At 66.5% G+C, this 22,807-nt stretch carries 23 protein-coding genes and 3 tRNA genes; 8 read left to right on the top strand and 18 right to left on the bottom strand.

Going from position 1 to position 22,807, the window contains the following annotated elements:
* Window positions 1-137 precede the first annotated feature (137 nt).
* Genes DBZ45_RS00595 through DBZ45_RS00580 form a run of 4 tightly spaced genes read left to right on the top strand, consistent with a single transcriptional unit; the run spans window position 138 to window position 3,962 of the window.
* A complete protein-coding gene (locus DBZ45_RS00595; RefSeq protein WP_111902052.1) occupies window positions 138-1,334 on the top strand; it encodes a sensor histidine kinase in 1,197 nt (398 codons plus the stop codon).
* Between the two features lie 60 nt (window positions 1,335-1,394).
* Window positions 1,395-2,114 (top strand): LytR/AlgR family response regulator transcription factor, encoded by a 720-nt coding sequence (locus DBZ45_RS00590; protein WP_111902051.1) that lies wholly within the window; start codon window positions 1,395-1,397, stop codon window positions 2,112-2,114.
* Window positions 2,111-2,473, top strand: coding sequence for a DUF485 domain-containing protein (locus DBZ45_RS00585; protein ID WP_111902050.1), 363 nt, complete (start codon window positions 2,111-2,113; stop codon window positions 2,471-2,473). The genes DBZ45_RS00590 and DBZ45_RS00585 overlap by 4 nt, the downstream gene beginning before the upstream one ends.
* Before the next feature lie 22 nt (window positions 2,474-2,495).
* Window positions 2,496-3,962: a sodium/solute symporter gene (locus tag DBZ45_RS00580; RefSeq protein WP_111902049.1), complete on the top strand. Its 1,467-nt coding sequence runs from the start codon at window positions 2,496-2,498 to the stop codon at window positions 3,960-3,962.
* Window positions 3,963-3,991: 29 nt separating this feature from the next.
* Here the strand turns inward: DBZ45_RS00580 and DBZ45_RS00575 are convergent, their stop codons facing one another.
* From DBZ45_RS00575 to rpsB, 6 genes are all read right to left on the bottom strand, one after another.
* The gene (locus tag DBZ45_RS00575; protein WP_440130481.1) at window positions 3,992-4,579 is read right to left on the bottom strand and encodes a DivIVA domain-containing protein; all 588 of its coding nucleotides are present in this window, start codon (window positions 4,577-4,579) and stop codon (window positions 3,992-3,994) included.
* A 119-nt stretch (window positions 4,580-4,698) separates the two neighbouring features.
* On the bottom strand, window positions 4,699-5,622 hold the full coding sequence (locus tag DBZ45_RS00570) for a phosphatidate cytidylyltransferase (RefSeq protein WP_111902048.1): 924 nt from the start codon (window positions 5,620-5,622) through the stop codon (window positions 4,699-4,701).
* Window positions 5,622-6,179, bottom strand: a complete 558-nt coding sequence (gene frr, locus DBZ45_RS00565) for a ribosome recycling factor (protein ID WP_111902047.1) — start codon at window positions 6,177-6,179, stop codon at window positions 5,622-5,624. Before frr ends, DBZ45_RS00570 begins: the two co-directional genes overlap by 1 nt.
* A gap of 97 nt (window positions 6,180-6,276) precedes the next feature.
* Window positions 6,277-7,014: a UMP kinase gene (pyrH, locus tag DBZ45_RS00560; RefSeq protein ID WP_111902046.1), complete on the bottom strand. Its 738-nt coding sequence runs from the start codon at window positions 7,012-7,014 to the stop codon at window positions 6,277-6,279.
* 125 nt (window positions 7,015-7,139) lie between these two features.
* Window positions 7,140-7,976, bottom strand: coding sequence for a translation elongation factor Ts (gene tsf / locus DBZ45_RS00555; protein WP_111902045.1), 837 nt, complete (start codon window positions 7,974-7,976; stop codon window positions 7,140-7,142).
* A gap of 126 nt (window positions 7,977-8,102) precedes the next feature.
* Complete coding sequence (gene rpsB / locus DBZ45_RS00550; RefSeq protein WP_111902044.1) at window positions 8,103-8,990, bottom strand: 30S ribosomal protein S2; 888 nt, start codon at window positions 8,988-8,990, stop codon at window positions 8,103-8,105.
* A 434-nt stretch (window positions 8,991-9,424) separates the two neighbouring features.
* Here rpsB and DBZ45_RS00545 point away from each other — a divergent pair, with 434 nt between their 5' ends.
* Window positions 9,425-9,958, top strand: coding sequence for a M23 family metallopeptidase (locus DBZ45_RS00545; protein ID WP_223256858.1), 534 nt, complete (start codon window positions 9,425-9,427; stop codon window positions 9,956-9,958).
* A 19-nt stretch (window positions 9,959-9,977) separates the two neighbouring features.
* Here DBZ45_RS00545 and DBZ45_RS00540 read toward each other — a convergent pair whose 3' ends face one another.
* The 7 genes from DBZ45_RS00540 to DBZ45_RS00510 form a co-directional block, all read right to left on the bottom strand.
* The gene (locus DBZ45_RS00540; RefSeq protein WP_111902042.1) at window positions 9,978-11,168 is read right to left on the bottom strand and encodes an acyl-CoA dehydrogenase family protein; all 1,191 of its coding nucleotides are present in this window, start codon (window positions 11,166-11,168) and stop codon (window positions 9,978-9,980) included.
* A 129-nt stretch (window positions 11,169-11,297) separates the two neighbouring features.
* Window positions 11,298-11,621: a hypothetical protein gene (locus DBZ45_RS00535; protein WP_111902041.1), complete on the bottom strand. Its 324-nt coding sequence runs from the start codon at window positions 11,619-11,621 to the stop codon at window positions 11,298-11,300.
* Between the two features lie 81 nt (window positions 11,622-11,702).
* Window positions 11,703-11,776 (bottom strand) — tRNA-Ile (locus DBZ45_RS00530).
* Between the two features lie 143 nt (window positions 11,777-11,919).
* On the bottom strand, window positions 11,920-13,116 hold the full coding sequence (locus DBZ45_RS00525; RefSeq protein ID WP_111902040.1) for a glycosyltransferase: 1,197 nt from the start codon (window positions 13,114-13,116) through the stop codon (window positions 11,920-11,922).
* Window positions 13,117-13,221: 105 nt separating this feature from the next.
* Complete coding sequence (locus tag DBZ45_RS00520; RefSeq protein ID WP_111902039.1) at window positions 13,222-14,130, bottom strand: DMT family transporter; 909 nt, start codon at window positions 14,128-14,130, stop codon at window positions 13,222-13,224.
* Window positions 14,130-14,753, bottom strand: coding sequence for a CDP-alcohol phosphatidyltransferase family protein (locus tag DBZ45_RS00515; RefSeq protein ID WP_111902038.1), 624 nt, complete (start codon window positions 14,751-14,753; stop codon window positions 14,130-14,132). The genes DBZ45_RS00520 and DBZ45_RS00515 overlap by 1 nt, the downstream gene beginning before the upstream one ends.
* 56 nt (window positions 14,754-14,809) lie before the next feature.
* Complete coding sequence (locus DBZ45_RS00510; protein ID WP_111902037.1) at window positions 14,810-15,691, bottom strand: phage holin family protein; 882 nt, start codon at window positions 15,689-15,691, stop codon at window positions 14,810-14,812.
* A gap of 179 nt (window positions 15,692-15,870) precedes the next feature.
* On the opposite strand from DBZ45_RS00510, the gene DBZ45_RS00505 reads away from it, so the two are divergent.
* The 3 genes from DBZ45_RS00505 (at window position 15,871) to DBZ45_RS00495 (ending at window position 17,809) form a co-directional block, all read left to right on the top strand.
* Window positions 15,871-17,091 (top strand): multidrug effflux MFS transporter, encoded by a 1,221-nt coding sequence (locus tag DBZ45_RS00505; protein ID WP_111902036.1) that lies wholly within the window; start codon window positions 15,871-15,873, stop codon window positions 17,089-17,091.
* Window positions 17,092-17,124: 33 nt separating this feature from the next.
* Window positions 17,125-17,304 (top strand): hypothetical protein, encoded by a 180-nt coding sequence (locus tag DBZ45_RS00500; RefSeq protein ID WP_102970802.1) that lies wholly within the window; start codon window positions 17,125-17,127, stop codon window positions 17,302-17,304.
* A gap of 97 nt (window positions 17,305-17,401) precedes the next feature.
* Window positions 17,402-17,809, top strand: coding sequence for a hypothetical protein (locus tag DBZ45_RS00495; RefSeq protein WP_076798221.1), 408 nt, complete (start codon window positions 17,402-17,404; stop codon window positions 17,807-17,809).
* Between the two features lie 78 nt (window positions 17,810-17,887).
* On the opposite strand, the gene DBZ45_RS00490 is transcribed toward DBZ45_RS00495, so the two are convergent.
* From DBZ45_RS00490 to dusB, 5 genes are all read right to left on the bottom strand, one after another.
* Window positions 17,888-17,960: transfer RNA gene (locus tag DBZ45_RS00490), tRNA-Asn, on the bottom strand.
* A gap of 135 nt (window positions 17,961-18,095) precedes the next feature.
* Window positions 18,096-18,168, bottom strand: a tRNA-Asn gene (locus DBZ45_RS00485).
* A gap of 66 nt (window positions 18,169-18,234) precedes the next feature.
* Window positions 18,235-20,112 (bottom strand): DNA primase, encoded by a 1,878-nt coding sequence (gene dnaG / locus DBZ45_RS00480; RefSeq protein WP_111902035.1) that lies wholly within the window; start codon window positions 20,110-20,112, stop codon window positions 18,235-18,237.
* 73 nt (window positions 20,113-20,185) lie between these two features.
* The gene (locus DBZ45_RS00475) at window positions 20,186-21,499 is read right to left on the bottom strand and encodes a deoxyguanosinetriphosphate triphosphohydrolase (RefSeq protein ID WP_111902034.1); all 1,314 of its coding nucleotides are present in this window, start codon (window positions 21,497-21,499) and stop codon (window positions 20,186-20,188) included.
* Entirely contained in the window at window positions 21,483-22,664 is a 1,182-nt protein-coding gene (gene dusB / locus DBZ45_RS00470) for a tRNA dihydrouridine synthase DusB (protein WP_111902033.1), read from the bottom strand. Before dusB ends, DBZ45_RS00475 begins: the two co-directional genes overlap by 17 nt.
* Between the last annotated feature and the right edge of the window lie 143 nt (window positions 22,665-22,807).

Below are 22,807 nucleotides of genomic sequence, written 5' to 3'. Positions count from 1 at the left end.
TCACATGGCCGCACTTCACCAGCCAATGTGACTGCCATCACTCTGCCTGCGGCGCGGATGATTTTCCAGTGGTTGCGCGTTGACGGTCGGCCAACGGCGTCGCTCCTGCGCCAAACGGCACGCGCTACGCTGGCAGCATGCCGGACTCCCCTCTCTATTCCGCCGCCGCCGTGGCCGTCATCGCGCTCGCGGTGGCCGTCGTCGTCGCCGTCGGACTCAAAGTGCTGCGCTCCTTCCGCGAGCTGGGCACCGACGCCGAGCGGGCCACCTACAACACCCTGCACGCCGCGTCGAAAGCCGGACGGCACCTGCGGACGGGCCTGAACCCCGCGGGTGCCGCCAAGGCAAGCCGCCAGCTGCGGGCCCTGCTTGGCTGTGACGCGCTGGCCATTCTGGATGTATCCGGCGTGCTGGCCTGGGACGGGACCGCCGAGGAGTTGCGTCCCGGTCTTCTGGCGCTCGCCGCGGAGGTGCTCTCGAGTGGCAGGACCCAGGTGTTCAACGCCGCCGATCTGCAGCTCCACTCCCCCAAGTCCGGATCCGTCGCCGCCGCCGTCGTGGCGCCCGTCCGGTCCGGCGCGCGCGTGGTGGGAGCCGTGGCGGCCTTCGCACCGCAGGCGGGCGCAGGGCTGGTGCGCGCCACCACCGAAGTGGCGGACTGGGTGGCCGCACAGGTGGAGCTGGCCGAGCTGGACGCCTCCCGGACGCTACTGATGGAGGCGGAGGTACGGGCCCTCCGTGCCCAGATCAGCCCGCACTTCATCTACAACTCGCTGAACGCCATAGCCTCCTTCATCAACACCGACCCGGCCCGGGCGCGCGAACTCGTGGTGGAGTTCGCGGACTTCACCCGGTACTCGTTCCGGCGGCACGGGGACTTCACCACGCTGGCCGAGGAGCTGCGGTGCATCGACAGGTACCTGCTGCTGGAGCGGGCACGGTTCGGCGAGCGGGTGCAGGTCAGCCTGCGGATCGCCCCGGAGGTGCTGAGCACGGTGATCCCGTTTTTGAGCCTGCAGCCGCTCGTGGAAAATGCGGTCCGGCACGGTCTGGAGGCAAAGGAGGGTCCAGGGCACATCACCATCTGCGCCAACGACTCGGGTGCGTTCGCGGAGGTCACCATCGAGGACGACGGCGTGGGCATGGACCCGGTGCAGCTGCAGTCCATGCTGGCCGGCCACGTGGACGGTGAGCACGTGGGCCTGCGGAACGTCGATGCCCGGCTCCGGCAGGTGTACGGCGACGACCACGGACTGGTGATCGAGACGGCTCCCGGCGAGGGCACGCTCATCACCATGCGGGTCCCGAAGTCGCAGCCGGACCATGATGCCTGAAACTGCTGGCGCCGGAGGTTCTAAGCCCGAAGCAGCGGGCCCGAAAGATAGTCTAGGACCATGATTAACGTTCTCGTCGCCGACGACGAACTGCCCGCAGTTGAAGAGCTTGCCTTTCTCCTGGGCCGTGATGAGAGGATCGGCACCATCCTGCGCGCCTCCTCGGGCGCCGAGGCGCTGCGGGTCCTCGAAGCCGAGGCGGTGGACGCCGTCTTCCTGGACATCCACATGCCGGCGGTGTCCGGTCTGGACATCGCCCGGGCCATTTCCCGCAGCAGCCGCCCGCCCGCCGTCGTTTTCGTGACCGCCGACGAGGACTGCGCGCTGGAGGCATTCGAGCTTGCGGCCGTCGACTATCTCCTGAAGCCCGTTCGGGCCGAGCGGCTGGCCCGCTCCGTTGGCCGGATCAGTGAGCTGATCCGCGACGGCGGTGCCACGCCGGAGATGATCACCGTGGACCAGGGCGGCACCACCAGGATGATCCGGCGCGACGACGTCACGTACGTCCAGGCGCAGGGCGACTACGCCCGGCTCCACACCGCCGATACCAGCTACCTGATCCGCGTTCCCCTCGCCGATCTGGAACAGCAGTGGGCGGACGCGGGCTTCATCCGCACCCACCGGTCCTATCTGGTGGCCCTCGCCCACGTCTCACACCTCAAGCTCGCCGCGGTCCGCCCCAGCGTCTCCGTCGAGGACGCCGAACTGCCGATCAGCCGGCGGCACCTGCCGGCCGTCCGCGAGAAGCTTGAGGCAACCAGGATCCGGCCCCAGGCATGACGCGGGTCAGGGTCACGGCGCCCCGTTCGGCGTCCCGCATTTCGGCCGACTCCTCCGCCGAGCCGCGCGAGGCGGCCGAGGAGTCGGCGGTCGGCCAGGTGTTCGTCCGCTCGCTGATCCGCTCCCAGCTCCGGCTTGCCCTGGTGGTGGCCGGCGGCTTCCTGCTGATTCTCGGCGCGTTTCCGCTGCTGCTTGCCGCCTCACCGGGCCTGGCGCAGACCCGGATTGCCGGGATCCCGTTCGATTGGATCGTGCTGGGCGCGGGGATCTACCCCGTGACCGGGATCAGCGCCTGGCTGTACATCCGCAGCGCGGCGCGGAACGAAGCCCGCTACCGCGACCTCGCAGGGGGAAAGTAATGCTCCGGGATGTGATCCTCCGGTGAATCCGGCAGTGGGCATCGCGGCGGTGGCCGCCGTTTCCGTGGCGACGGCGATGATCGGCTTCTACGGACTGCGGATCTCCCGCACCACCGGGGACTTCTACGTCGCCTCCCGAACCGTGCCGCCCTGGTGGAACGCGTCGGCCATTGGCGGAGAGTATCTTTCCGCCGCGAGTTTCCTGGGCGTTGCCGGCCTGATCCTGCTGTCCGGCACGGATGCCCTGTGGTACCCCGTGGGCTACACCGCCGGGTACCTGATGCTTCTGCTGTTCGTGGCCGCGCCGCTCCGGCGTTCCGGCGCCTACACCATTCCCGATTTCACCGAAGCCAGGCTCGATTCGCGGGCCGTGCGCCGTGTCACCAGCCTTGCTGTGGTCGTGGTGGGCTGGCTCTACATCGTCCCGCAGCTGCACGGTGCTGCCCTGACCATCCGGACCACCACCGGCCTGCCCTCCTGGGCCGGTTCAACCGCCGTCGTGGTGGTGGTGTGCCTCACCGTGGTGGCCGGCGGCATGCGCTCCATCACCTTCGTCCAGGCCTTCCAGTTCTGGCTGAAGCTTACGGCACTGGCCGTGCCCCTCATCTTCATTTTGCTGGTGCTGGCGGAGGATGGCGTTCCAGCCCTCCCGGCAGCGGCCACGAACCCTGGCGGGGCGAATCCGGCCAGCCCCTACCAGAGCATCTCGCTGCTCGTGGCCCTGCTGTTCGGAACGCTGGGACTGCCGCACGTCCTGGTCCGCTTCTACACCAATCCCGACGGGCAATCGGCGCGCCGGACCACGCTGATCGTGCTGGGCCTGCTGTCTGTTTTCTATCTGTTCCCGACGGCGTACGGACTGGCCGGGCGCCTGTTCACCCCGGACCTGGCACGGGCGGGGCAGGCGGATGCCCTGGTGCTGCTGCTCCCGGGCCGCCTCGTCGGGGGCACGGCCGGCGAGCTGCTGTCCGCGCTCGTCGTTGCGGGGGCCTTCGCCGCGTTCCTGTCCACAACGTCGGGGCTCGTGGTCTCGTTGGCCGGTGTGATCAGCCAGGACGTGCTGGGAGGGAGCGTGCGCGGCTTCCGGGTGGCGGCCCTGGTCTCGATCATTGTTCCGCTGGGCCTGGCGCTCATGACGGACTCGCTGGCTCTCGCCGGGAGCGTGGGCCTGGTCTTCGCCTTTACTGCTTCCACTATCTGCCCCGTCCTGCTGCTCGGCATCTGGTGGCGCGGCCTGACCGACGCCGGTGCCATCGCCGGCATGGTGACCGGCGGCCTGCTGTGTGGCAGCGCCATGGTGGCGGGCACAGTGCTCGGCGTTGCTGGAACGCCGCCGTGGCTGGCGCAGCCTGCAGCCTGGACGGTGCCGGCTGCCTTCACCGTGATGGTCCTGACGTCGCGTGCCACCAGTTCCCGGGTGCCGCGGACCATCACCAGGGTGATGACCAGGCTGCACACGCCAGAGCGGCCGCTGGTTACGGAACGCTGAGCGGCCGGCCAACGCTGATGGTCAGGCCGTCAGTCGATGGCGGCCATCAGCTCGACCACACGGTCGAGGAAGGCGTCCACCTGGGTCTCCTCGTAGCCGTCCTTGCCGGCGGCAGGGCGGAAAACGGCCCGGCGCACGTTGTCGACGCTGAGGGGTTTGTCCTGTTCCAGGTAGCCGATCAGGTCCAGGCACAGGGCGTCCACGTCTTTGATGTTGTAGCTTCGTGCGTTTTTCTTGACCGGGCGGCGGAACCTCTCGCCGTCGGGCCGGTGCAGGCGGCCGCGCAGTGTCCCGGAAAGCTGCCCGATCTGCCGGAGCCAGGCGTCCTCGCCCCGTTCGGCGATGAGGTCGTCCCGCTCCCGGCGGGCGAAGGCGTCTTCAAGACGGTCCAGCGCCGCGTCCACGGTGGTGGCGGAGTATCCGCCCTTGATGGGGTCGAAGGACACGGACCGGACGTCGGCGCTCTTGAGGGGGCGGGCGGCCGCTTCGGGCGTCTCCAGTGAAACGCGGGCCTGCTGCAGGAACTGGTCCACCTGCTTGGCGTTGTAGCCGTACTCCGTCCGCGCCACGCGTTCGAATGACGCCGGAATCTGCCGCTTGCTGTCCACTCTCACCATGTTTCCTTCGATACTTCTTCGGCGGGTCGTAACCGCATTATTCTAGGGCGTTGCGGAGGGCCGGGCGCCGGAGGCACCTGAGGGAAAGCCCTGCTGGGAAAAGCAAATCGGGGGAAAGCTCAGGCCCCGGAAAACAGGACGAACAGCATGAAGGCCACCGGCGAGGCGAACACGATCGAGTCGAGCCGGTCCATCACCCCGCCGTGTCCTGGCAGGATGCTGCTCATGTCCTTGACGCCGAGTTCCCGCTTGACCATCGATTCGGCGAGGTCGCCGGCGGTAGCGGCCGCAACCATGCCGATGGCCAGCACGACGCCCACCCACCACGGCTTGTTCAGCAGGAAGATGCTGGCCAGGATCCCGACGACCATGGCGCCCGCGATGGATCCGGCAAAACCCTCCCAGGACTTTTTCGGGCTGATCTTGGGCGCCATGGGGTGCTTGCCCAGCCGTGCGCCCACGAGGTACCCGAACGTGTCGTTGGAAACCACCAGGAGCAGCAGGATGACGATCTGCCAGGCGCCCTCCGGCACTGTTCCGCCCGGCCATGGGCCCACCGGAGAGGCGCCGCCTTCGACGTGCAGCGGCAGCGCGGCGAAACTGATCAGGAAGGGCACCCAGGCGAGAGTGAACACTCCGGCGAAAATGCTGCGGGCCGAGCCGGTTGCGCTTTCCACGGACCGCCAGAGCAGCGCCGCCACACTGCTGGCGAGCATCGCGAACAGCAGGCTTTCCAGCCCGCCGAAGTAGGCCGAGAACGGCATGGCCACCGTGCCAACCATGACGGGCACGATGGGCAGGCGTGTGCCGTTGGCTTCGAGCGCCCGGAACACCTCCCAAACGCCGAAGGCAGCGAAAGCGGTAACCACGGCAACAAAGCCGAGCGGCCAAAAGAGCAACCCTCCGAGCACCGCCAGGAGCATGGCCAGTCCCACGGCGATTGCCGCCGGAAGGTTGCGCCCGGCCCCGGGGGTGGGGTTGGGCCTTGGCTGGCGGGTCCGGGTTCGGGCCCGTGCACCGGGGGCCTGCTGTGCCTGGCCCATCAGACCTCGAGCAGCTCAGCTTCCTTGCGCTTGAGGAGCTCGTCGATTCCGTCGACGTGCTGCTTGGTGATCACGTCGAGTTCCTTTTCGCCGCGGGTGCCCTCGTCCTCGCCGGCTTCACCATCCTTGACAAGCCGGTCCAGGGTTTCCTTGGCCTTGCGGCGGATGTTGCGGATGGACACCTTGGCGTCCTCGCCCTTGGACTTGACGATCTTGACGTATTCCTTGCGGCGTTCCTTCGTCAGTTCCGGGATGGTGATCCGGATGACGTTGCCGTCGTTGGACGGGTTGGCGCCGACCTCGGAATCGCTGAGCGCCCGCTCGATGTCCCGCAGGGCGGTCTTGTCGAACGGCGTGATGAGGATGGTGCGGGCATCCGGGATCGCGAAGGATGCCAGCTGCTGCAGCGGGGTGGGGGTGCCGTAGTACTCCACCATGACCTTGTTGTACAGGCCCGGGTTTGCCCGCCCGGTGCGGATCGAGGCGAAGTCTTCCTTGGCGACCTCAACAGCCTTGTCCATCTTGTCCCCGGCTTCGAGCAAGGTTTCTTCGATCACGGTCTCTCCTCAGAAATTGGTTCCCGGCCAACCGGGCATTTCACAATCCTGGTCCCGCCCCATGGGCGGAACCGTCCTAGAAATATCCTAGCCGTAACTAGGGCGTGACCAGCGTTCCCAGCTTCTCGCCGCGGATGGCGCGGGTGACGTTGCCTTCGCCTTCCATGCCGAACACCACCATGGAGAGCTTGTTGTCCTTGCACATGGTCATGGCGGTCTGGTCCATGACGCGGATGTCGCGGCGGAGCGCGTCGTCGTAGCTGAGGTTTTCCAGCTTCTCAGCGCTCGGGTCCTTCTTCGGGTCGGCGGTGTACACGCCGTCCACGCCGCTCTTGGCCATGAGCACCACATCGGCGTGCACCTCAAGTGCACGCTGGGCGGCCACGGTGTCGGTGGAGAAGTACGGCAGGCCTGCGCCCGCACCGAAGATGACCACGCGGTTCTTCTCCATGTGGCGGATGGCGCGGCGCGGAATGTAGGCCTCGGCCACCTGTCCCATGGTGATGGCGCTCTGGACCCGGGTCTCAACTCCGGCCTGCTCCAGGAAGTCCTGCAGGGCGAGGCAGTTCATGACGGTTCCCAGCATGCCCATGTAGTCGGCCCGCGAACGGTCCATGCCGCTCTGGGACAGCTCGGCACCGCGGAAGAAGTTGCCGCCGCCAACCACGATGGCCACCTCGACGTCGGGAACGGCGGCAGCGATCTGCTTGGCCACTGCGCGGACGGTGTCCGGGTCGACGCCCAGCTTGCCGCCGCCGAAGACTTCACCGGACAGCTTCAGGAGAACCCGGCGCCTGTTCTTCTCTGACTGGACGGGAGTATTGACGGCTTCCATGGTGCCTTCCGGTTGGTGAACTCTGAGCTAGGTTATCGCGCATCCGGCCAGCGCTCATATTTCTTATGTGGCCGGTGCATGCAAAAGGGGCGGCCACCGAAGTGGCCACCCCCTTGCTTGTCAGACTAGGAGCCGACGCGGAAACGCGTGAACGCGGTTCCCTTGACGCCGGCCTCTTCGAGGACCTGCGCCACAGACTTCTTGGCGTCCTTGGCGAAAGCCTGGTCAACCAGGACCTCACCCTTGTAGAAGCCGGTAACGCGGCCTTCGACGATCTTGGTCATCGCAGCTTCGGGCTTGCCCTCGGCCTTTGCGGTTTCCTCGGCGATGCGGCGCTCGGACTCGACGAGCTCGGCCGGAACGTCCTCACGGGAGAGGTAGTTCGGAGCCATGGCTGCAACGTGAACGGCAACATCGTGCGCGGCGGTGGCAGCTGCTTCGCCTTCGCCGTCAACAGCGAACAGGACGCCGACCTGGGCCGGGAGGTCCTTGGACGTCTTGTGCAGGTAAGCGTCGACCGTAGCGCCCTCGATGCGGGAGATGCGGCGGACAACGACCTTTTCGCCGAGGATGGCGCCCTCTTCGACGACAACCTCGGACAGCGGCTTGCCGTCAACGTCGGTGGCGAGCAGGGCCTCGAGGTCGGCAGCGCCGGACTCGACGGCGACGGCCAGGACCTTGTCAGCCAGCTGGATGAACTTGTCAGCCTTGGCGACGAAGTCGGTCTCGCAGTTGACCTCGATCATTACGCCGACGCCGCCCGCGACCTTGGCAGCAACCAGGCCTTCAGCGGTGGAACGGCCTTCGCGCTTGGTGGCGCCCTTCAGGCCCTTGATGCGGATGATCTCGATCGCCTTCTCGGCGTCGCCGTTGGCTTCGTCGAGAGCCTTCTTGACATCCATCATGCCGGCGCCGGTGCGCTCGCGCAGAGCCTTGATATCAGCGGCAGTGTAGTTCGCCATGTGAACCCCTCTGTCTAGAAAATTTTTGTGTGTACGGACCGACAGGACGGCAGCTCACCTGGTGAGCGGCCATCCTGTCAGTTGCCCGGATGCTGCGGACAGCGCCCGGAAATCCCGATGAAGTTGTTACTTCGCGGAGTCGGTGCCCTCGGCAGCAGCCGGGGCTTCCTCTGCGGCCGGAGCAGCCTCGGCAGCCGGGGCTTCTTCTGCGGCGGGAGCAGCCTCGGCAGCCGGGGCTTCCTCGGTCTTGCTGCCTTCGAGGAGCTCGCGCTCCCACTCAGCCAGGGGCTCTTCCGGGGTCTCGGTGGTGCCGGTTGCGCGCTGGTTGCGGGCGATGAGGCCCTCAGCAACGGCGTCAGCAACAACGCGGGTCAGGAGGTTTACGGAGCGGATGGCGTCGTCGTTGCCCGGGATCGGGAAGTCGACTTCGTCCGGATCGCAGTTGGTGTCCAGGATGGCAACAACCGGGATGTTGAGCTTCTTGGCCTCGTCAACAGCCAGGTGCTCCTTCTTGGTGTCGACAACCCACAGCACGGACGGTGCCTTGGTCAGGTTGCGGATACCGCCGAGGTTGGACTCGAGCTTGGTGAGCTCGCGGCGCAGAAGCAGCAGTTCCTTCTTGGTGTAAGCGGAGCCGGCGACGTCGTCGAAGTCGATCTCTTCGAGTTCCTTCATGCGCTGGATACGCTTGGCAACAGTCTGGAAGTTGGTGAGCATACCGCCGAGCCAACGCTGGTTGACGTACGGCTGGCCAACGCGGGTGGCCTGCTCGGCGATGGCTTCCTGAGCCTGCTTCTTGGTGCCGACGAACAGCACGGTGCCGCCGTGGGCGACGGTGGCCTTGACGAACTCGTAGGCGCGGTCGATGTAGGACAGCGACTGCTGGAGGTCAATGATGTAGATGCCGTTGCGCTCGGTGAAGATGAAGCGCTTCATCTTCGGGTTCCAACGGCGGGTCTGGTGTCCAAAGTGGACGCCGCTGTCAAGCAGCTGGCGCATGGTTACGACGGGCATGCCGACGCTCCTTCCGGCAGGTCATTCATGAGAGCGGCCGCGGCCGCTCTTACCCTGCCAATAGTTGACGGTTATTTAGCCTTAACCCGGGTGGGCACAGGCTCCTGGCATCCATTGCACTTCTCATCAGGACCGTTGCCGGGCCTGACCGCAAGAGGCGCAATCCTCCGCAGCAGCAAGCAACTGCTTACCGGTGGTGGAGGGCTGGATACGCGTAGTCAGCTGCTGCTCCCCCGCACTCCTGAATGGGGCGTGCTGACGCTAGCCACGAAATGGAATGCGTTGAGGGCACAGCAAACTGCTCCACCAAGTGTACTACAGCGGGCCGCGGCAAATGCACCGGCCCTGCCGCATCCCTGCTGCAAATTGCCGCGTTTTCCACATAGGCCGGGGGCCCCGTTCCGGCCGTCGGATTGGGCGCCCATGCTGGGGACATGAGAGCTTATGTGATGGCGGCACTGCTCCTGCTCACGACGGCGGCGGCAGCACCTTCCGCCGCACCCGCACCGTTCGCTTTACCAGCCGCTTCCCCCGCCCGGGCCACTGCGCCGGCGCCGGCGGGCTGGCGCTGGCCTCTTGTTCCGCGGCCGGCGGTCCTGCGCCTGTTCGATCCCCCGGACAAGCCTTGGCTGAGCGGGCACCGGGGTGTGGACCTTGGGTCAGCGTCCGGCGGCGGTCCGGTCACCGCCCCGGAGTCCGGCACCGTCAGCTTTGTGGGCGTGGTGGTGGACCGGGCCGTCATCACCATTGATCATGGCAATGGCCTGCGCAGCAGCTTCGAGCCGGTGCGGAGCACGCTCAAGAAGGGCGCTTCCGTGGCCAAGGGGGCCGTGGTGGGCACCCTGCTGGCCGGCCACTGCGGCACTTCACCTTGCGTGCACTGGGGCGTCCGCCGCGGAGCGGAGTACCTCAATCCGCTGTCGTTCATCCTGGACCTGCGGCCCTCGGTGCTGCTGCCGCTGAACTGACCTGCTCGACGGTCGCGGACTAGACGATCGCGGAGACGCCGGTGATGGCCCGGCCGGCCACCAACGTGTTCACTTCGTGGGTGCCCTCATAGGAGTAGATCGCCTCGGCGTCGGCGAAGATCTTTGCCATCTCGAAGTCCGTCACAATGCCGTTACCGCCGAGGAGGCTGCGGCCGATTGCCACACTTTCCCGCATCCGCGCAGTGGTGAAGGCCTTGGCGAGGGCTGACTGCTCATCCTTGGCCTGGCCGGCATCCTCGAGCTGGGCCAGCCGCACCATCATGCCCATGGAGCTGACGGCGTTCCCCAGGATCTGGACCAACTGGCTTTGCACCAGCTGGAAGGAGGCCAGCGGGCGCCCGAACTGGTGCCGCTCCACGGCGTAGCGCCGGGCCACGTCGAAGGCGGCGAGCTGCTGGCCCACCGCCTGCCAGGCGACGGCGAGGCGGGTGACCTTCAGGACCTTGTTGGTATCTCGGAAGCTGTTGGCGTTGGCCAGCTTGAAGAAGTCCGGCACCACCACATTGTCGAGGACAATGTCCGCGTTCTGCACGGTCCGCAGCGAGATCTTGTTCTCGATCTTCGTTGCAGTGAACCCCGGAAGCGCCGCGTCCACAAGGAAAGCCTTGACCTGGTTGTCGGCCACGTCGCGCGCGTAGACCACCACCCAGTCGGAAAATGTTGCGTTGCCGATCCAGCGCTTGGCGCCGTTGAGGATCCAGCGGTCACCGTCCCGCCTTGCGGTGGTGCGCGTGCCGCCGGCGACGTCGGAACCACCCAGGGGCTCCGTCAGCCCGAAGGCCCCGATCTTGCGCAGCGAGTAGATGTCCGGCAGCCAGGCATCCTGCTGCTCCCGGGAAGCCAGGGCTTCGATGGAGCCGGTGAAAAGCCCGTCGTGCACACCGATGAAGGTGGCGATGGACGTGTCCGCGCGGGTAACTTCCGCGTGCACAATTCCGGCGAACAGATTGGAATGGCCCTGGCGCCGCACCGGGCTGACGAGGTCGAGCTCGGCCAGCCTGGGAATCAGATCCATGGGAAATTCGCCGCGGTTCCAGCAGTCCACAGCTATCGGCTTCACTTCCCGGGCCAGGAAGGAGCGGACCTCGGCCAGCCTGTCCCGCTCCTTGGAAGTAAGCAACTGCTCGAAGGAGAAGAAGTCGCCGTCGGCGTAGGGCAGGCTGTTGATGTCGGTTTCAGCGGCAGACATGGCGCTCCTTGCAGTGACCCAGTGCCCTGTGGTCGCGGCGGAGAAGGCCGCCCCCAGGACTTGTTACTGGTGAGTAACTTACAGCACGGGAAGGCAGAAGGAAAGTGCAACACCGCCGGCCCCTCCCTGTCAGTCCTCTCGGGGAACCCGGCCCTCTTCAGTTCGGAACATGCCGGCGAACAGCAGCGCAAGCACGCCGACGAGGTAGGCGACACTGGCCGCGATGAACCAACTCACCAGAAAGTACTCCGCCTTGGTCACAACAATGGCCAGGCAGAGTGCGAGTGCAAACAGGTTGGCCACCACGGCAGCTTCACGCCAGCGCGTCAGCCGCCGCCGCCATTTTCGGCGGGGGATGTTGGACGGTGACAGCCGGTCCTCGAGTGCCAGGAAAACGAGAAGGGCGGGAATGACCTCCGCCAGCAGTCCGGCCGTGGAGACGTCTATGGTCATGGCCGAACTCTATGCCCGGGGACCAGCGTGGAAAAGAAGAAGAGCCCTGACCCGCGATGACGCGAATCAGGGCCCCAAAGGTAGGGCTACTCGGACTTGAACCGAGGACCTTAGGATTATGAGTCCCGCGCTCTAACCAGCTGAGCTATAGCCCCGTGCACCCGTCCCGTTTTACCGGGCGGTGCGCCCGGCCATCGCCAGCCCGGAAAGGGCCCGTCGTCGGCGGGGCAGATTCACTCTAGCAAACCGGAGAAGCGCCTCAGACCACTTCAGACGCTCTCGCCCCGGACGACCAAGACTAAACGACCTTGTCCTCGTAGTTCGCCCCGTAATAGAGGTCCTCAAACGTCTGCAGCGTTCCCTGGATGCTGTGCGGTTCCACCATGCAGCGGCTGGCGTCGCCCATGGCTTTCCGCTCCTCGGCCGGAAGACGGAGAATCCGGGTGATTTTCGCTGAGAGGTCCGCGCTGTCATTCGGCGTGAACAGGTAGCCGTTTTCGCCGTCGCGCACCAGGTGCGGAAGTGCCATGGCGTCCGCCAGCAGCACGGGCGTTGATGCCGACATGGCCTCCAGCGTGACCAGCGACTGCAGTTCCGCGGTACCAGGCATGCAGAACAAGTCGGCCCGGATGTAGGCCTCACGGAGTTCGTCATCGCTGGCCAGGCCCAGGAACTTCACCCGGTTCTGCAGTCCGAGCCGTTCCACCAGGGCCTCGAGCGAGGGGCGCACCTCTCCGCCGCCAACGATTTCAAGATGGACGTTCAGGTCCGCGGGGGTGGCGGCGACCGCCTTGATCAGCACGTCAACGTGCTTCTCCTCAGCCAGGCGGCCCGCGAACAGCACCGTCGGGTGCTCATGCGGCTCAATGACTTCGTCCGGCTTGGGCTCATACGCCGCGGAGTCGATGCCGTTGGACAGCGGCAGCACCTTGCGCAGGAAGGCGTGCTGGTGCATCGCCTTCGCGGCGAGCGGCGTGGGCGTCGTAACGACGTCCGCCTTGCCCATGACCTTCCCCATGTCCTTCCAGGAGATCTTCCCGATGATGTCCTTGAACCACTGCGGGAACGGCAGGAACGGGTTGAGATTCTCCGGCATGAAGTGGTTGGTGGCGACGATGCGGACGCCGCGCTTCACCGCCTCATACAGGACGTGCTCGCCGATCATGTAGTGGCTTTGGATGTGCACTACATCCGGCTGGACCTTGTCGAACAGGAGGCTGATTTCCTTCTTGATCTCCCACGGGAAACAGACCCTGAAGTATTCGTGCGTGAAAACGCTGTGCGAGCGGAGGCGGTGGACAGTGGCTTCGGCGCGGAACTCCGTAAAGCTCTTGCCCTTGTCCTGCCGGCAGGCCAACACGTGGACATCGTGTCCGCGAGCCGTCATGCCTTTGGCCAGCCGGTAGCCGAACTGGGCGGCTCCGTTAACGTGTGGCGGGTACGTGTCGGCCGCGATAAGGATGGTCAGTGGACGCTGGGCGTCGGGCATGGTCACGTAGAAAGCTCCTGGTGGTCATGGTGGTCGGCTGCGGCTGACCACACTGGCCGGCCGGCGCGTGATGCACCGGCACGTTCTTGCCTGGTCCGCAGTAAAAATCGGCTAGTGGGACGCCCTGCCCGTGGCTTTCCGAACGTCCTTCTTCCGTTTGGTGACCTCGGGATGGTGTCTTGAAAGGGCGATTACCCCCACGATAGCAAGGGTTGCCGCCGTACCCATGGCAATAGCCAGGACGGCGTGGACATCGGGGCGCAGTTCGCCAAGGATCGTGATGCCGATCGCGATGCCCACGATGGGGTCGATGACGGTGAGGCCGGCTATCACCAGATCGGGCGGACCGGTGGAGTATGCGCTCTGGACGAACCAGGACCCCAGTCCCCCGGCCGCTGCGATGGCCACGAATGAATACCACGGCACGTTCAGCAGGAACAGGCCGTTCGGGTCCAGCAGGTGTTTGCCGATGATCCGCGTCAGCACGGCCACGAAGCCGAACAGGATGCCGGCACCGAGGATGTAAATGAACGCGCTCATGCGGTGCTTGAACATGGCAGCGAGGCTGCCGAAGATGCCCACCGCCAGGGAAAGCAGCAGCACAATTGTGAGTTCGTCCTCGGGCGTGACGTGGTGGCTTTCCTGCGTGACGTTGACGGCCAGCAAGACGAACAGCGCCGATCCCGTCACGCACGCGGTGATTGCAACCACCGTGGCGCGGTTGATACTAAGCCCCTGGTCCTTGGCATTGACCACGGTGGTGACCACCAGGGCGATGGCGCCGATGGGCTGCACCACGGTGAGGGGGGCCGTGACCAGGGCTACGGCGTTCATTGCCATACCCATGCAGAGCAGGAGGAGGCCGAAGACCCAGCGGGGGTTCCGCAGGAGGCGGAGGAAACCGTTGGAGCTCAGCGCAAGACCGCCGGTGTCCGCCTTGACGGCACTGCCTTGGCGCTGGGCGCCAAAGGCGAGGCAAAAGGCGCCCAAGACCGCGAGCAAAACTGCTACCCAGACCATCAGCCGTTCCCGCCGTCGTCGGCCGTCTGCATTTTCCCTTTGCGCCGGATCGCCCAGAAATAGTTGTAGGCGGCAATCCAATGGCCAACGAGCCCCAGCCCCAGAACCACCCATGCCGCGACGAACCATGCTCCGGCGAACGGAATGGAGAGCTTGGACAGCACGAGGAGCGGAGTTCCCAGCAGCAGCAGGCCGGTGCGGGCCTTGCCCACGAGGCTGACGGGCAGGTCCGGGTGCCCCCGGAAATAGAACAGCGACAAGCCCAGCAGAACAGCATCGGGTACCACCAGCGCCGCCAGGTACCACCACTGCACGACGCCGGCGATCACCAGGGTGACCGCAACGGCTATCAGGGCCAGCCGGTCGGCGATGGGGTCCAGGACGCGACCCAGTTTGGAGGTCTGGTTGAACCGCCGGGCGATGTAGCCATCCACCCAGTCGGTGCTGCCCATGATGGCCAGCACCAGCACGGCAAATCCGTATTCCTTCTGGGCCAGCACAAGCCAGACGAAGATCGGCACGCCCATGAAGCGCAGTACCGTCAGGAGGTTGGGGACGGTATAGATCAGATCGCGATCGACATGCGGCCGGCCGGGACGGGAACCAGCACCGATGAATCTCATCAGGCCTCCCTCTCCACGGCCGGCGGGCTTATCACGGTCTTCGTTCAGGGCAGGGCTCAGCTCTTGAAGAGTTTCCGCAGCAGGGCGAGCAGGACGGCGGTGGAGGCTGCCAGGGCAAGCAGCGGCTTCCAGCGTGCCTCCAGCTGTCCGGGCAGCGAGGCCTCCGAAGCCCCGGAGCGGGCGGACGCCGACACGGCGGCAAAACGTTCGGCGGCACGTCCGCGGACCTCCTGGAACTTCTCGTTGCCCTCCGCGGCGCGGTGCTTCGCGACGCCGAGCAGTGCCTGGGCCTGGGTTTTCACGTCCAGTTCCTCGCCAAGCTCGTCCCGCACACCGGTCAGGTGTTCACGGCGCTGCTTCAGCCGGCGGCGGAGTTCAGGCTCGGTGGCCACGGGGACATCCACGGCCTCGGCGGACTTCTTGGCTTCCTTCTCAGCCTTGGCCCTGGCCTTCTCCGCGGCCTTGGCTTCCGCCGCGGCCTTCGCCTGGGGCGAGTTGGGATCAAGCACGGCGGCGTTGAAGTCCGAGCCCTCCTTGGCGATGCCCAGGTCATGCTTGAGGCCGCGGACCGTGTCCTCCGGGATCAGCGGCATGGCCTGCTTGAACTTGCGGAGACCGATGAGGCCGCCAATCAGCGCAATGAGCAGGAAGACCGCGCTGACGAGCAGGGCCGCCAACCAGGCCGGCATGATGGTGGCCAGGCCCATGATGGCTGCCACGATCAGACCGGTGACCAGCAGGGCCAGGAAGACGGCAGCCACGCCGAAGAACGCACCGGCGACGCCAAGCTGCTTGCCTTTGCGCTTCGCTTCGATCTTGGCCAGGGCGATCTCATCATTGAGCTGGCGCGGCGCAAGTTTGAGGGCCAGTTTCACTGTCTTTGGCAGCGCAGTGATACGCAGTCCTTGGTTGGTCCGCCCGCTGTGACGCCCGCTCATAGGTTCCGCCTTACTGGTCCGTCGTCGATTTTTTTCGCTGCTTCGGGGGGTTTCCGGTGCGTCCGCGCGCCCCCGCTGACAAAACTATCATTCAGGGTCAGCCTGAACTTCTGGAATTAGCCCCGGCGAGCCCTCCAACGCTGTAAAAGTCTGATCTGTCAGCCCTAGGATGGTTCTCTGTGACCACCACCAACCCGGGCGATGCGCTCAGCCGCCGGCAGAAATTCCTGTACATCCTTCTACTCGGCGCGCTCACCGCCCTCGGGCCCTTCACCGTGGACCTCTACCTGCCCGCGTTCCCTGCCCTGGAAGCGAGCCTCAACGTCTCGGAAGCTGCCGTCCAGCTGACCCTGACCGGCACCACTGTCGGCTTTGCCCTGGGGCAGCTGGTGGTTGGACCCTTCAGCGACAAGTTCGGGCGCAGGCTCCCGCTGATCCTGGCCACCGCCGTGCACATCACCGCCTCACTCGGCGCGGCGCTCTCCACCGACATCGCGACCCTTGGCGTGTTCCGCGTCCTCATGGGCATCGGCGCGGCCGGCGGCGGCGTGGTGGCGATGGCCATGGTCCGCGACCTGTTCAGTGGGTACGCCATGGTCCGGATGTTCTCCCGGATGGCCCTGGTCAACGGGCTCGCCCCCATCCTGGCGCCCGTCATTGGATCCCAACTGCTCTTGGTCATGCCGTGGCCGGGCATCTTCGTGTTCCTGGCCTGCTACGGCACCGCGGTGATCCTCGCCGCCATCGTGCTTGTCCGGGAGACGCTGCCACGGGAGAAACGCGGCCAGTCCGGACTGACGGCCCGGCAGCGGTACGGCGTGCTCTTCTCCGACCGGATCTTCGTGGGGCTGCTGATGCTCGGCGGGATGAACTTCGGCGGCCTTTTTACCTACCTCTCGGCCTCCCCTTTCCTGTTCCAGGACGTCTTCGGCTTCTCCCCCCAGCAGTACGGTCTCCTCTTCGGCATCAACTCGCTGGGCATCGTCGCGGGGGTACAGACAAGCTCCCGGCTGATAAGGCGCGTTCCGCCGCAGTGGATCCTGGCCTGCTCCACGGCCTGGATGTTCCTGATGGCCGTGCTGATCGTCGTGTTCGACCAGCTGGGGTTCGGGCTCTGGGGCGTCATGGTTCCGCTGTGGTTCTACATCCTGGGCACCGGCTTCACCTTCCCCTGCGTGCAGGTGCTGGCGCTGGCAAGCCACGGGGCGCAGGCCGGCACGGCTGCGTCCCTGCTCGGGGCGTCAACGTTCATGATGGCCGGCATCATCTCCCCCGTCGTCGGGTGGCTGGGAGGAAATTCCGCCACTCCCATGGGCGCGGTCCAGGCCTGCTGCATCTTCCTCGCGGCGGCTGCCCTGTGGCTCGTTGTCCGGCCCCGGACGGTGCCTTCCATCCACTGAGTTCCCCTGATACTCGCCGGGTAGGCTGGCACCATGACCCGCAAACCCCACCGCAACGGCCGAGGGCTGTTCCTCGGAGCCATCCTCGGCGCCGTGGCCGGCTTCTTCGCCGGAAGGATGATGGGCAACGCGGCGCTGGGCATCCTGGTGGGCGCCGTCGTCGGTTCTGCCCTGCTGTACCGTGTCAATCCGGGGCCGTGGAACCGGCCATGACCCGCCGCTCCCGCTAAGCCGCACCGTGCCTCCGGACCGGGGGCGGTCGACGTCAGGCCATCTGTTCGCTGGGGTACCTGCGCGATAAAGTTGTTACGTGCCCCACTGGCAGGATCATCCCCCGCTTCCGGCCACGTGGCAGCGGTGCGACTCCGGCATTCTGCCGTTGTGGTGGGACCGGCTGTGCACCCAGACCAGTGCGCAGTCGGCAGCGCTCTATGCGGCGGGGCTTTTCACTGAGGACCGGCGCCGGCCCATAGCCCAGTGGTTCAACCCGGCTTTCAATGCCGCCCTGCTGGTGGCCCCCGAAACCTCTCCCGAATGGCCCGTCCAGCGGTTCGGCATCTTCTATGCCCCGCCCGACGGCGGCTTCACGCGCGTGCACTCCTCACCCCACGAGTGGCACCCGCGCGAACCGCGGAAGTCCCCCACGGAGCGGGAGGCGTTTGAAGCCGCCATAGCCGAGGCAGAGCGCTTCCTCCAGGTGGAGATGGATTTCGTCTGACGCTGTTGCGACTGGCACCGCGCTGGCGACACAAAAAAGTCCCGCGGCCGGCTCTGGGGCCAACCGCGGGACTGCGCGCTCCTCCTGCTGGACTTGAACCAGCAACCCTTCGATTAACAGTCGAATGCTCTGCCAATTGAGCTAAGGAGGAATGAAGCAGGTATGACATTAGCAAACGTTCTGCCGCAATGCGAAATCGGCGCAAGGACTAGGTGCAAGTACGTGCGAATACCCCTCCCGGGTATAAAAAAGTCCCCGTTCCGGAACCCGGAACGGGGACTGTGCGCTCCTCCTGCTGGACTTGAACCAGCAACCCTTCGATTAACAGTCGAATGCTCTGCCAATTGAGCTAAGGAGGAATGAAGCGGGTACTAGCCTAGCAACACCCTGCCCGGAAACGAAATCGGCGTCTTTGGCTGTCCACCCTAAGCATCGGAGCGCAGCGACCGGCGCTCCATTTCGAGCATCATGAGCTCGCGGTTCAGCTGCTGGAACTCCTCCGGGTGGGCAGTGGAATCGAGCCGCTGCAACTGACCCAGTTTGTCCGCCTTAATGCGGGTGATCTGCAGCTCGAACAGCCTGGCGAGGATGTCGCGGCAGTACTTCTGCACCGCTTCGGCAGTGTTCGCAGGCAGTGGCACCACGGCGAGCTCCGAAACCAGCGGCTGCAACGGCTCGGGAACCTCCTGCCGCAACGCTTCCACCCACTGCACGGCATCGCCGGAGAAGCCTGGCGCCGTGGCGCGGATGGCGTCGTGGATGGCCTGGTAGGCGGGCGTGGCGAACCGGGCGGTCGCGAACCGCTCCCAGGCCGCACCCCCCAGCATCGCCGGCTCCTGCAGCGCCACCTCGAGGGCCTGCCGCTCCATGGACGCCACCGGGTCCCGGGGGTCGGGGCGGTGGAAGGACGGAAGGACGCCCGACGGCGGGAGCGCCGCTACGCCGGGAGCTTCCGGATCGCTGACCCGCTTCGCGGCGGCGCCCACTGCCCTGGAGACGTCCTCGATGGGCATTCCCAGCCACCCGGCCAGTTCCCGGGCATAGCCAGGCCGGAGCCCTGCATCGCGGATCTGGGCCACAACAGGAGCGGACTCACGCAGTGCGCCGACCCGCCCCTCCACGGTGTCCAGGTTGTGCCTCCGCAGGGTGGCGCGGATGGCGAATTCGAAAAGCGGCCGCCGGGATGCGATCAGGTCACGGACGGCGGCGTCACCCCTCGTCTGGCGCAGGTCGCAGGGGTCGGCCCCGGTGGGTTCGACGGCCACGTAGGTCTGCGCCACGAAGCGCTGGTCCTCCTCGAAGGCCCGGAGGGCGGCCTTCTGTCCGGCGGCATCGCCGTCGAAGGTGAAGATGACCTCTCCCCCGGTGCCGTCGTCGGACAGCAGGCGGCGGGCAATCTTGATGTGGTCGGCGGCGAACGCCGTGCCGCAGGTGGCCACCGCCGTCGGAATTCCGGCAAGGTGGCAGGCCATGACGTCCGTGTAGCCCTCCACCACCACCAGCTGCCGGTCCTTGGCGATGCTCCGCTTGGCGAGGTCGATGCCGTACAGCACCTGGGACTTCTTGTAGAGCGTGGTTTCCGGGGTGTTCAGGTACTTGGGGCCCTGGTCGTCCTCGTAGAGCTTGCGGGCACCGAAGCCGATGGTGTCCCCGGCGATGTCCCGGATGGGCCAGATGAGGCGGCCGCGGAACCGATCGTAGATCCTCTGCTGGTTGCCGTGTCCCCCGGCGGAGAACATCCCGGTCAGTTTCAGCTCGGCATCCGTGAAGCCCCGGCCGCGCAGGTGCTTGAGCAGCGCGTCCCAGCCCTGGGGTGCGTAGCCGACGCCGAAGTGGTCGGCCGCTGCCCGGTCGAAGCCCCGCTGCTGCAGGAACTTCCGGCCCTCGGCGGCGCCGGCTGTCAGCAGCTGGGCACGGAAGAACTCGTCGGCGATCTTGTGTGCATCGAGGAGCCGCTGGCGCTTGCCGACTTCCTCGCGGCTTGGACCCGTGCCGCCGTCCTCGTAGCGGAGCTCGTACCCGATCCGCGCGGCCAGCTTCTCTACGGCTTCGTGGAAGGAGGTGTGGTCCAGTTTCTGCACGAACGAGATGACGTCGCCGTCCTCGCCGCAGCCGAAGCAGTGGTAGCGGCCCACCTGCGGGCGGACGGTGAACGACGGCGAGCGCTCGTCGTGGAAGGGGCACAGGCCTTTGTAGGAACCGAGGCCGGCGCCCTTGAGCGTGACGTAGCCGTCGACGACTTCCTTGATGTCCGTGCGCTGGCGGACTTCATCGATGTCTTCCCGTTTAATCAGCCCAGCCACGAAGCAATCCTAGTCTCTGGCGCACTGTCACGGGCAGCGCTTCCCGGGCGTATGTGGACTGGTGCGTCCAAGCTCACCACAGGGACGGCAGGCTGCCCACGAGCCGTTCGTACATGGCCAGTGCCGAGCCGTCCGTCAGCGATGCCACCTGGTCGATGACCACCCGGAGCCGGGCGGCGTCGTCGGCCGCTTCGCGCCAGTCGGCGGCGAACATGGGCTCGAGGTGCCGGTCGCCGGAGGCGTTCAGCGCCGTCACCAGGGCGTGGAGTACCTCGCGCTGGCGCTCGTAGATGGGCTGCCGGTGGTCGGTGGTCATCACGAACGTGGTGGCCAGGCCCTTCATCACCGCGATCTCCAGGACGGTCTCGTCCGGGACCATGAGTTCGGCATTGTAGCGGGTCAGGTTCGCCGGGCCGTACACGGCGCGGGTGGTTTCCAGCGCGCTCTGGCAGAACCTGCCGATGAGCTGGCTGGTCATGTCCTTCAGCGCCGCCATGGACTTGCGGCTGCCGTCCGCCTCGCGCACCCAGACATCGGTGGCTTCCAGCCGGGCCAGGGCGGCGTCGATGGCGGCAGGATCGTTGTGCGGCAGGTACCACTGCTTGGCGTACCCCACCACGCGGGCCCGGTGGTCCGGGTTGTCCATCCACCGCAGCTGGAAGTGTCCGGCCACGATCGCGTCCTCGACGTCGTGCACCGAGTACGAGATGTCGTCCGCCAGGTCCATGACCTGCGCCTCGAGGCAGGACCGCCGTTCGGGGGCGCCTTCCCGGATCCAGTTGAAGATGGGCAGGTCGTCCTCATACGCGCCGAACTTGCTGGTCCGCTGGCCGTGGACCACGGGGGCGTCCAGGGCGGACCACGGGTACTTCGCGGCCGCGTCAAGGCTGGCCCGGGTGAGGTTCAGGCCGGCCGGCCTGCCTTCCGGGTCGAGCACCTTCGGTTCCAGCCGTGTGAGCAGCCGCAGGGTCTGGGCGTTGCCCTCGAACCCGCCGATCGCGTGGGCCATCTCGTTGAGCGCCGATTCACCGTTGTGCCCGAACGGCGGGTGGCCGAGGTCATGGCTGAGGCACGCGGTGTCCACCACGTCGGGGTCGCAGCCCAGGGCACGGCCCAGTTCCCGGCCCACCTGCGCCACCTCAAGGCTGTGTGTCAGCCGCGTGCGGACAAAGTCGTCCGTGTCCGGGGCAACCACCTGCGTCTTGGCGCCGAGCCTGCGCAGCGCCGAGGAGTGCAGCACCCGGGCGCGGTCGCGCTCGAAGTCGGAGCGGTACGTACTTTTGGGCGGCTCCTCCACCCAGCGGGCGGTGTCGCGGGTTTCGTAGCCCGGCAGTGCCTGCGGGGTGGTGCGGGCTTCCGCCAGCCGGCTTTCAGCCACCGGACACATCCAGTTCCGCCGCAGCGATGTCCCGCGACTGGTCCTCGTTCAGCTGGCGGCTGAGCAGCCAGTCCTTGGGCAGGGCCGGCTTCTTGGGTGAACCGGCGCGCCCGCGGGGCCCTTCGGAGTCAACGCCGGGATAGGGCAGGTCCATGTTCAGCTGGTCCAGCAGGTCGCGGAGCACTTCGAGGGTGGGCACGGTGGCCAGTTTCGTCCTCAGGTCGCTGCCCACCACGTAGCCCTTGAAGTACCAGGCCATGTGCTTGCGGATCTCCCGCAGCGCCTTGTATTCGTCATTTCCGAAGGTTTCGACCATGAGTTCAGCGTGCCGGTAGACGCCCTCGGCCACCTCGCGCAGGCCGGGACGGTGCCGCTGGTCGCTGCCCTCGAACGCTGCCTGCAGGTCGCCGAACAGCCAGGGCCGGCCCTGGCAGCCGCGGCCGATGACGACGCCGTCGACTCCGGTTTCGCGGACCATCCGGACGGCGTCCTCGGCGGACCAGATGTCGCCGTTGCCCAGCACCGGAATGTCCGGAAGGGCCTCGCGCAGGCGGGCGATCGCGGACCAGTCCGCCTGGCCGGAGTAGAACTGGGCCGCCGTGCGGCCGTGCAGGGCGACGGCGGCAACGCCGGAATCGCGCGCGATCCGGCCGGCGTCGAGGTACGTCAGATGGTCATCGTCGATGCCCTTGCGCATCTTGATGGTCAGCGGGATGCCACCCTTGGACGCCTCCCGGACGGCGGTCTGGACAATGGCCGTGAAGAGGTCGATTTTCCACGGCAGGGCCGATCCTCCGCCGCGCCGCGTGACCTTGGGCACGGGGCAGCCGAAGTTGAGGTCGATGTGGTCTGCCCGGTCCTCCTCCACCAGCATGCGGACGGCCGCACCCACGGTGACGGGGTCCACGCCGTAGAGCTGGACAGACCGGACTTTCTCGTCGTCGTCGTGCGAGATGATGCGCAGCGATTCCGGCGTGCGCTCCACCAGGGCACGGGAGGTGACCATCTCCGCCACATACAGCCCGCCGCCGTATTCACGGCAGAGCCTGCGGAAGGCGGTGTTGGTGATTCCGGCCATGGGGGCGAGCACCACCGGGGTGTCCACGGTGATGGGGCCGAGTTTCAGCGGCGGAAGTTCCAGCCGGGGGGCGGGAGGCGTTGCTACAACAGTCACCCGTCCATTGTCTCAAAGGCGGGCAAATCGGGCAGAATTCCGGGCGGTATGCCGACGGCGGCGCTCAGTCCCGCGGCGCGGCACGCCGTCCCCGCCGGGTCGCCGGCGGCGCGTCAGCTTCGGCACGTTCCCGGCCGGCCACC

The sequence above is a fragment of the Arthrobacter globiformis genome, assembly GCF_003261175.1.
In the GTDB taxonomy this organism is placed as follows: Bacteria; Actinomycetota; Actinomycetes; order Actinomycetales; family Micrococcaceae; genus Arthrobacter; species Arthrobacter globiformis_A.
Note: the sequence above shows the minus strand (reverse complement) of the source record. Positions and strands in the feature narration are given on the sequence as shown.

Coding starts and splice junctions, on each gene's coding strand:
- DBZ45_RS00595 (WP_111902052.1), top strand. CDS start 138: ATGCCGGACTCCCCTCTCTATTCCGCCGCCGCCGTGGCCGTCATCGCG.
- DBZ45_RS00590 (WP_111902051.1), top strand. CDS start 1,395: ATGATTAACGTTCTCGTCGCCGACGACGAACTGCCCGCAGTTGAAGAG.
- DBZ45_RS00585 (WP_111902050.1), top strand. CDS start 2,111: ATGACGCGGGTCAGGGTCACGGCGCCCCGTTCGGCGTCCCGCATTTCG.
- DBZ45_RS00575 (WP_440130481.1), bottom strand. CDS start 4,579: ATGGTGAGAGTGGACAGCAAGCGGCAGATTCCGGCGTCATTCGAACGC.
- DBZ45_RS00570 (WP_111902048.1), bottom strand. CDS start 5,622: ATGGGCCAGGCACAGCAGGCCCCCGGTGCACGGGCCCGAACCCGGACC.
- pyrH (WP_111902046.1), bottom strand. CDS start 7,014: ATGGAAGCCGTCAATACTCCCGTCCAGTCAGAGAAGAACAGGCGCCGG.
- tsf (WP_111902045.1), bottom strand. CDS start 7,976: ATGGCGAACTACACTGCCGCTGATATCAAGGCTCTGCGCGAGCGCACC.
- rpsB (WP_111902044.1), bottom strand. CDS start 8,990: ATGCCCGTCGTAACCATGCGCCAGCTGCTTGACAGCGGCGTCCACTTT.
- DBZ45_RS00545 (WP_223256858.1), top strand. CDS start 9,425: ATGAGAGCTTATGTGATGGCGGCACTGCTCCTGCTCACGACGGCGGCG.
- DBZ45_RS00540 (WP_111902042.1), bottom strand. CDS start 11,168: ATGTCTGCCGCTGAAACCGACATCAACAGCCTGCCCTACGCCGACGGC.
- DBZ45_RS00535 (WP_111902041.1), bottom strand. CDS start 11,621: ATGACCATAGACGTCTCCACGGCCGGACTGCTGGCGGAGGTCATTCCC.
- DBZ45_RS00520 (WP_111902039.1), bottom strand. CDS start 14,130: ATGGTCTGGGTAGCAGTTTTGCTCGCGGTCTTGGGCGCCTTTTGCCTC.
- DBZ45_RS00515 (WP_111902038.1), bottom strand. CDS start 14,753: ATGAGATTCATCGGTGCTGGTTCCCGTCCCGGCCGGCCGCATGTCGAT.
- DBZ45_RS00510 (WP_111902037.1), bottom strand. CDS start 15,691: ATGAGCGGGCGTCACAGCGGGCGGACCAACCAAGGACTGCGTATCACT.
- DBZ45_RS00500 (WP_102970802.1), top strand. CDS start 17,125: ATGACCCGCAAACCCCACCGCAACGGCCGAGGGCTGTTCCTCGGAGCC.
- DBZ45_RS00475 (WP_111902034.1), bottom strand. CDS start 21,499: ATGTGTCCGGTGGCTGAAAGCCGGCTGGCGGAAGCCCGCACCACCCCG.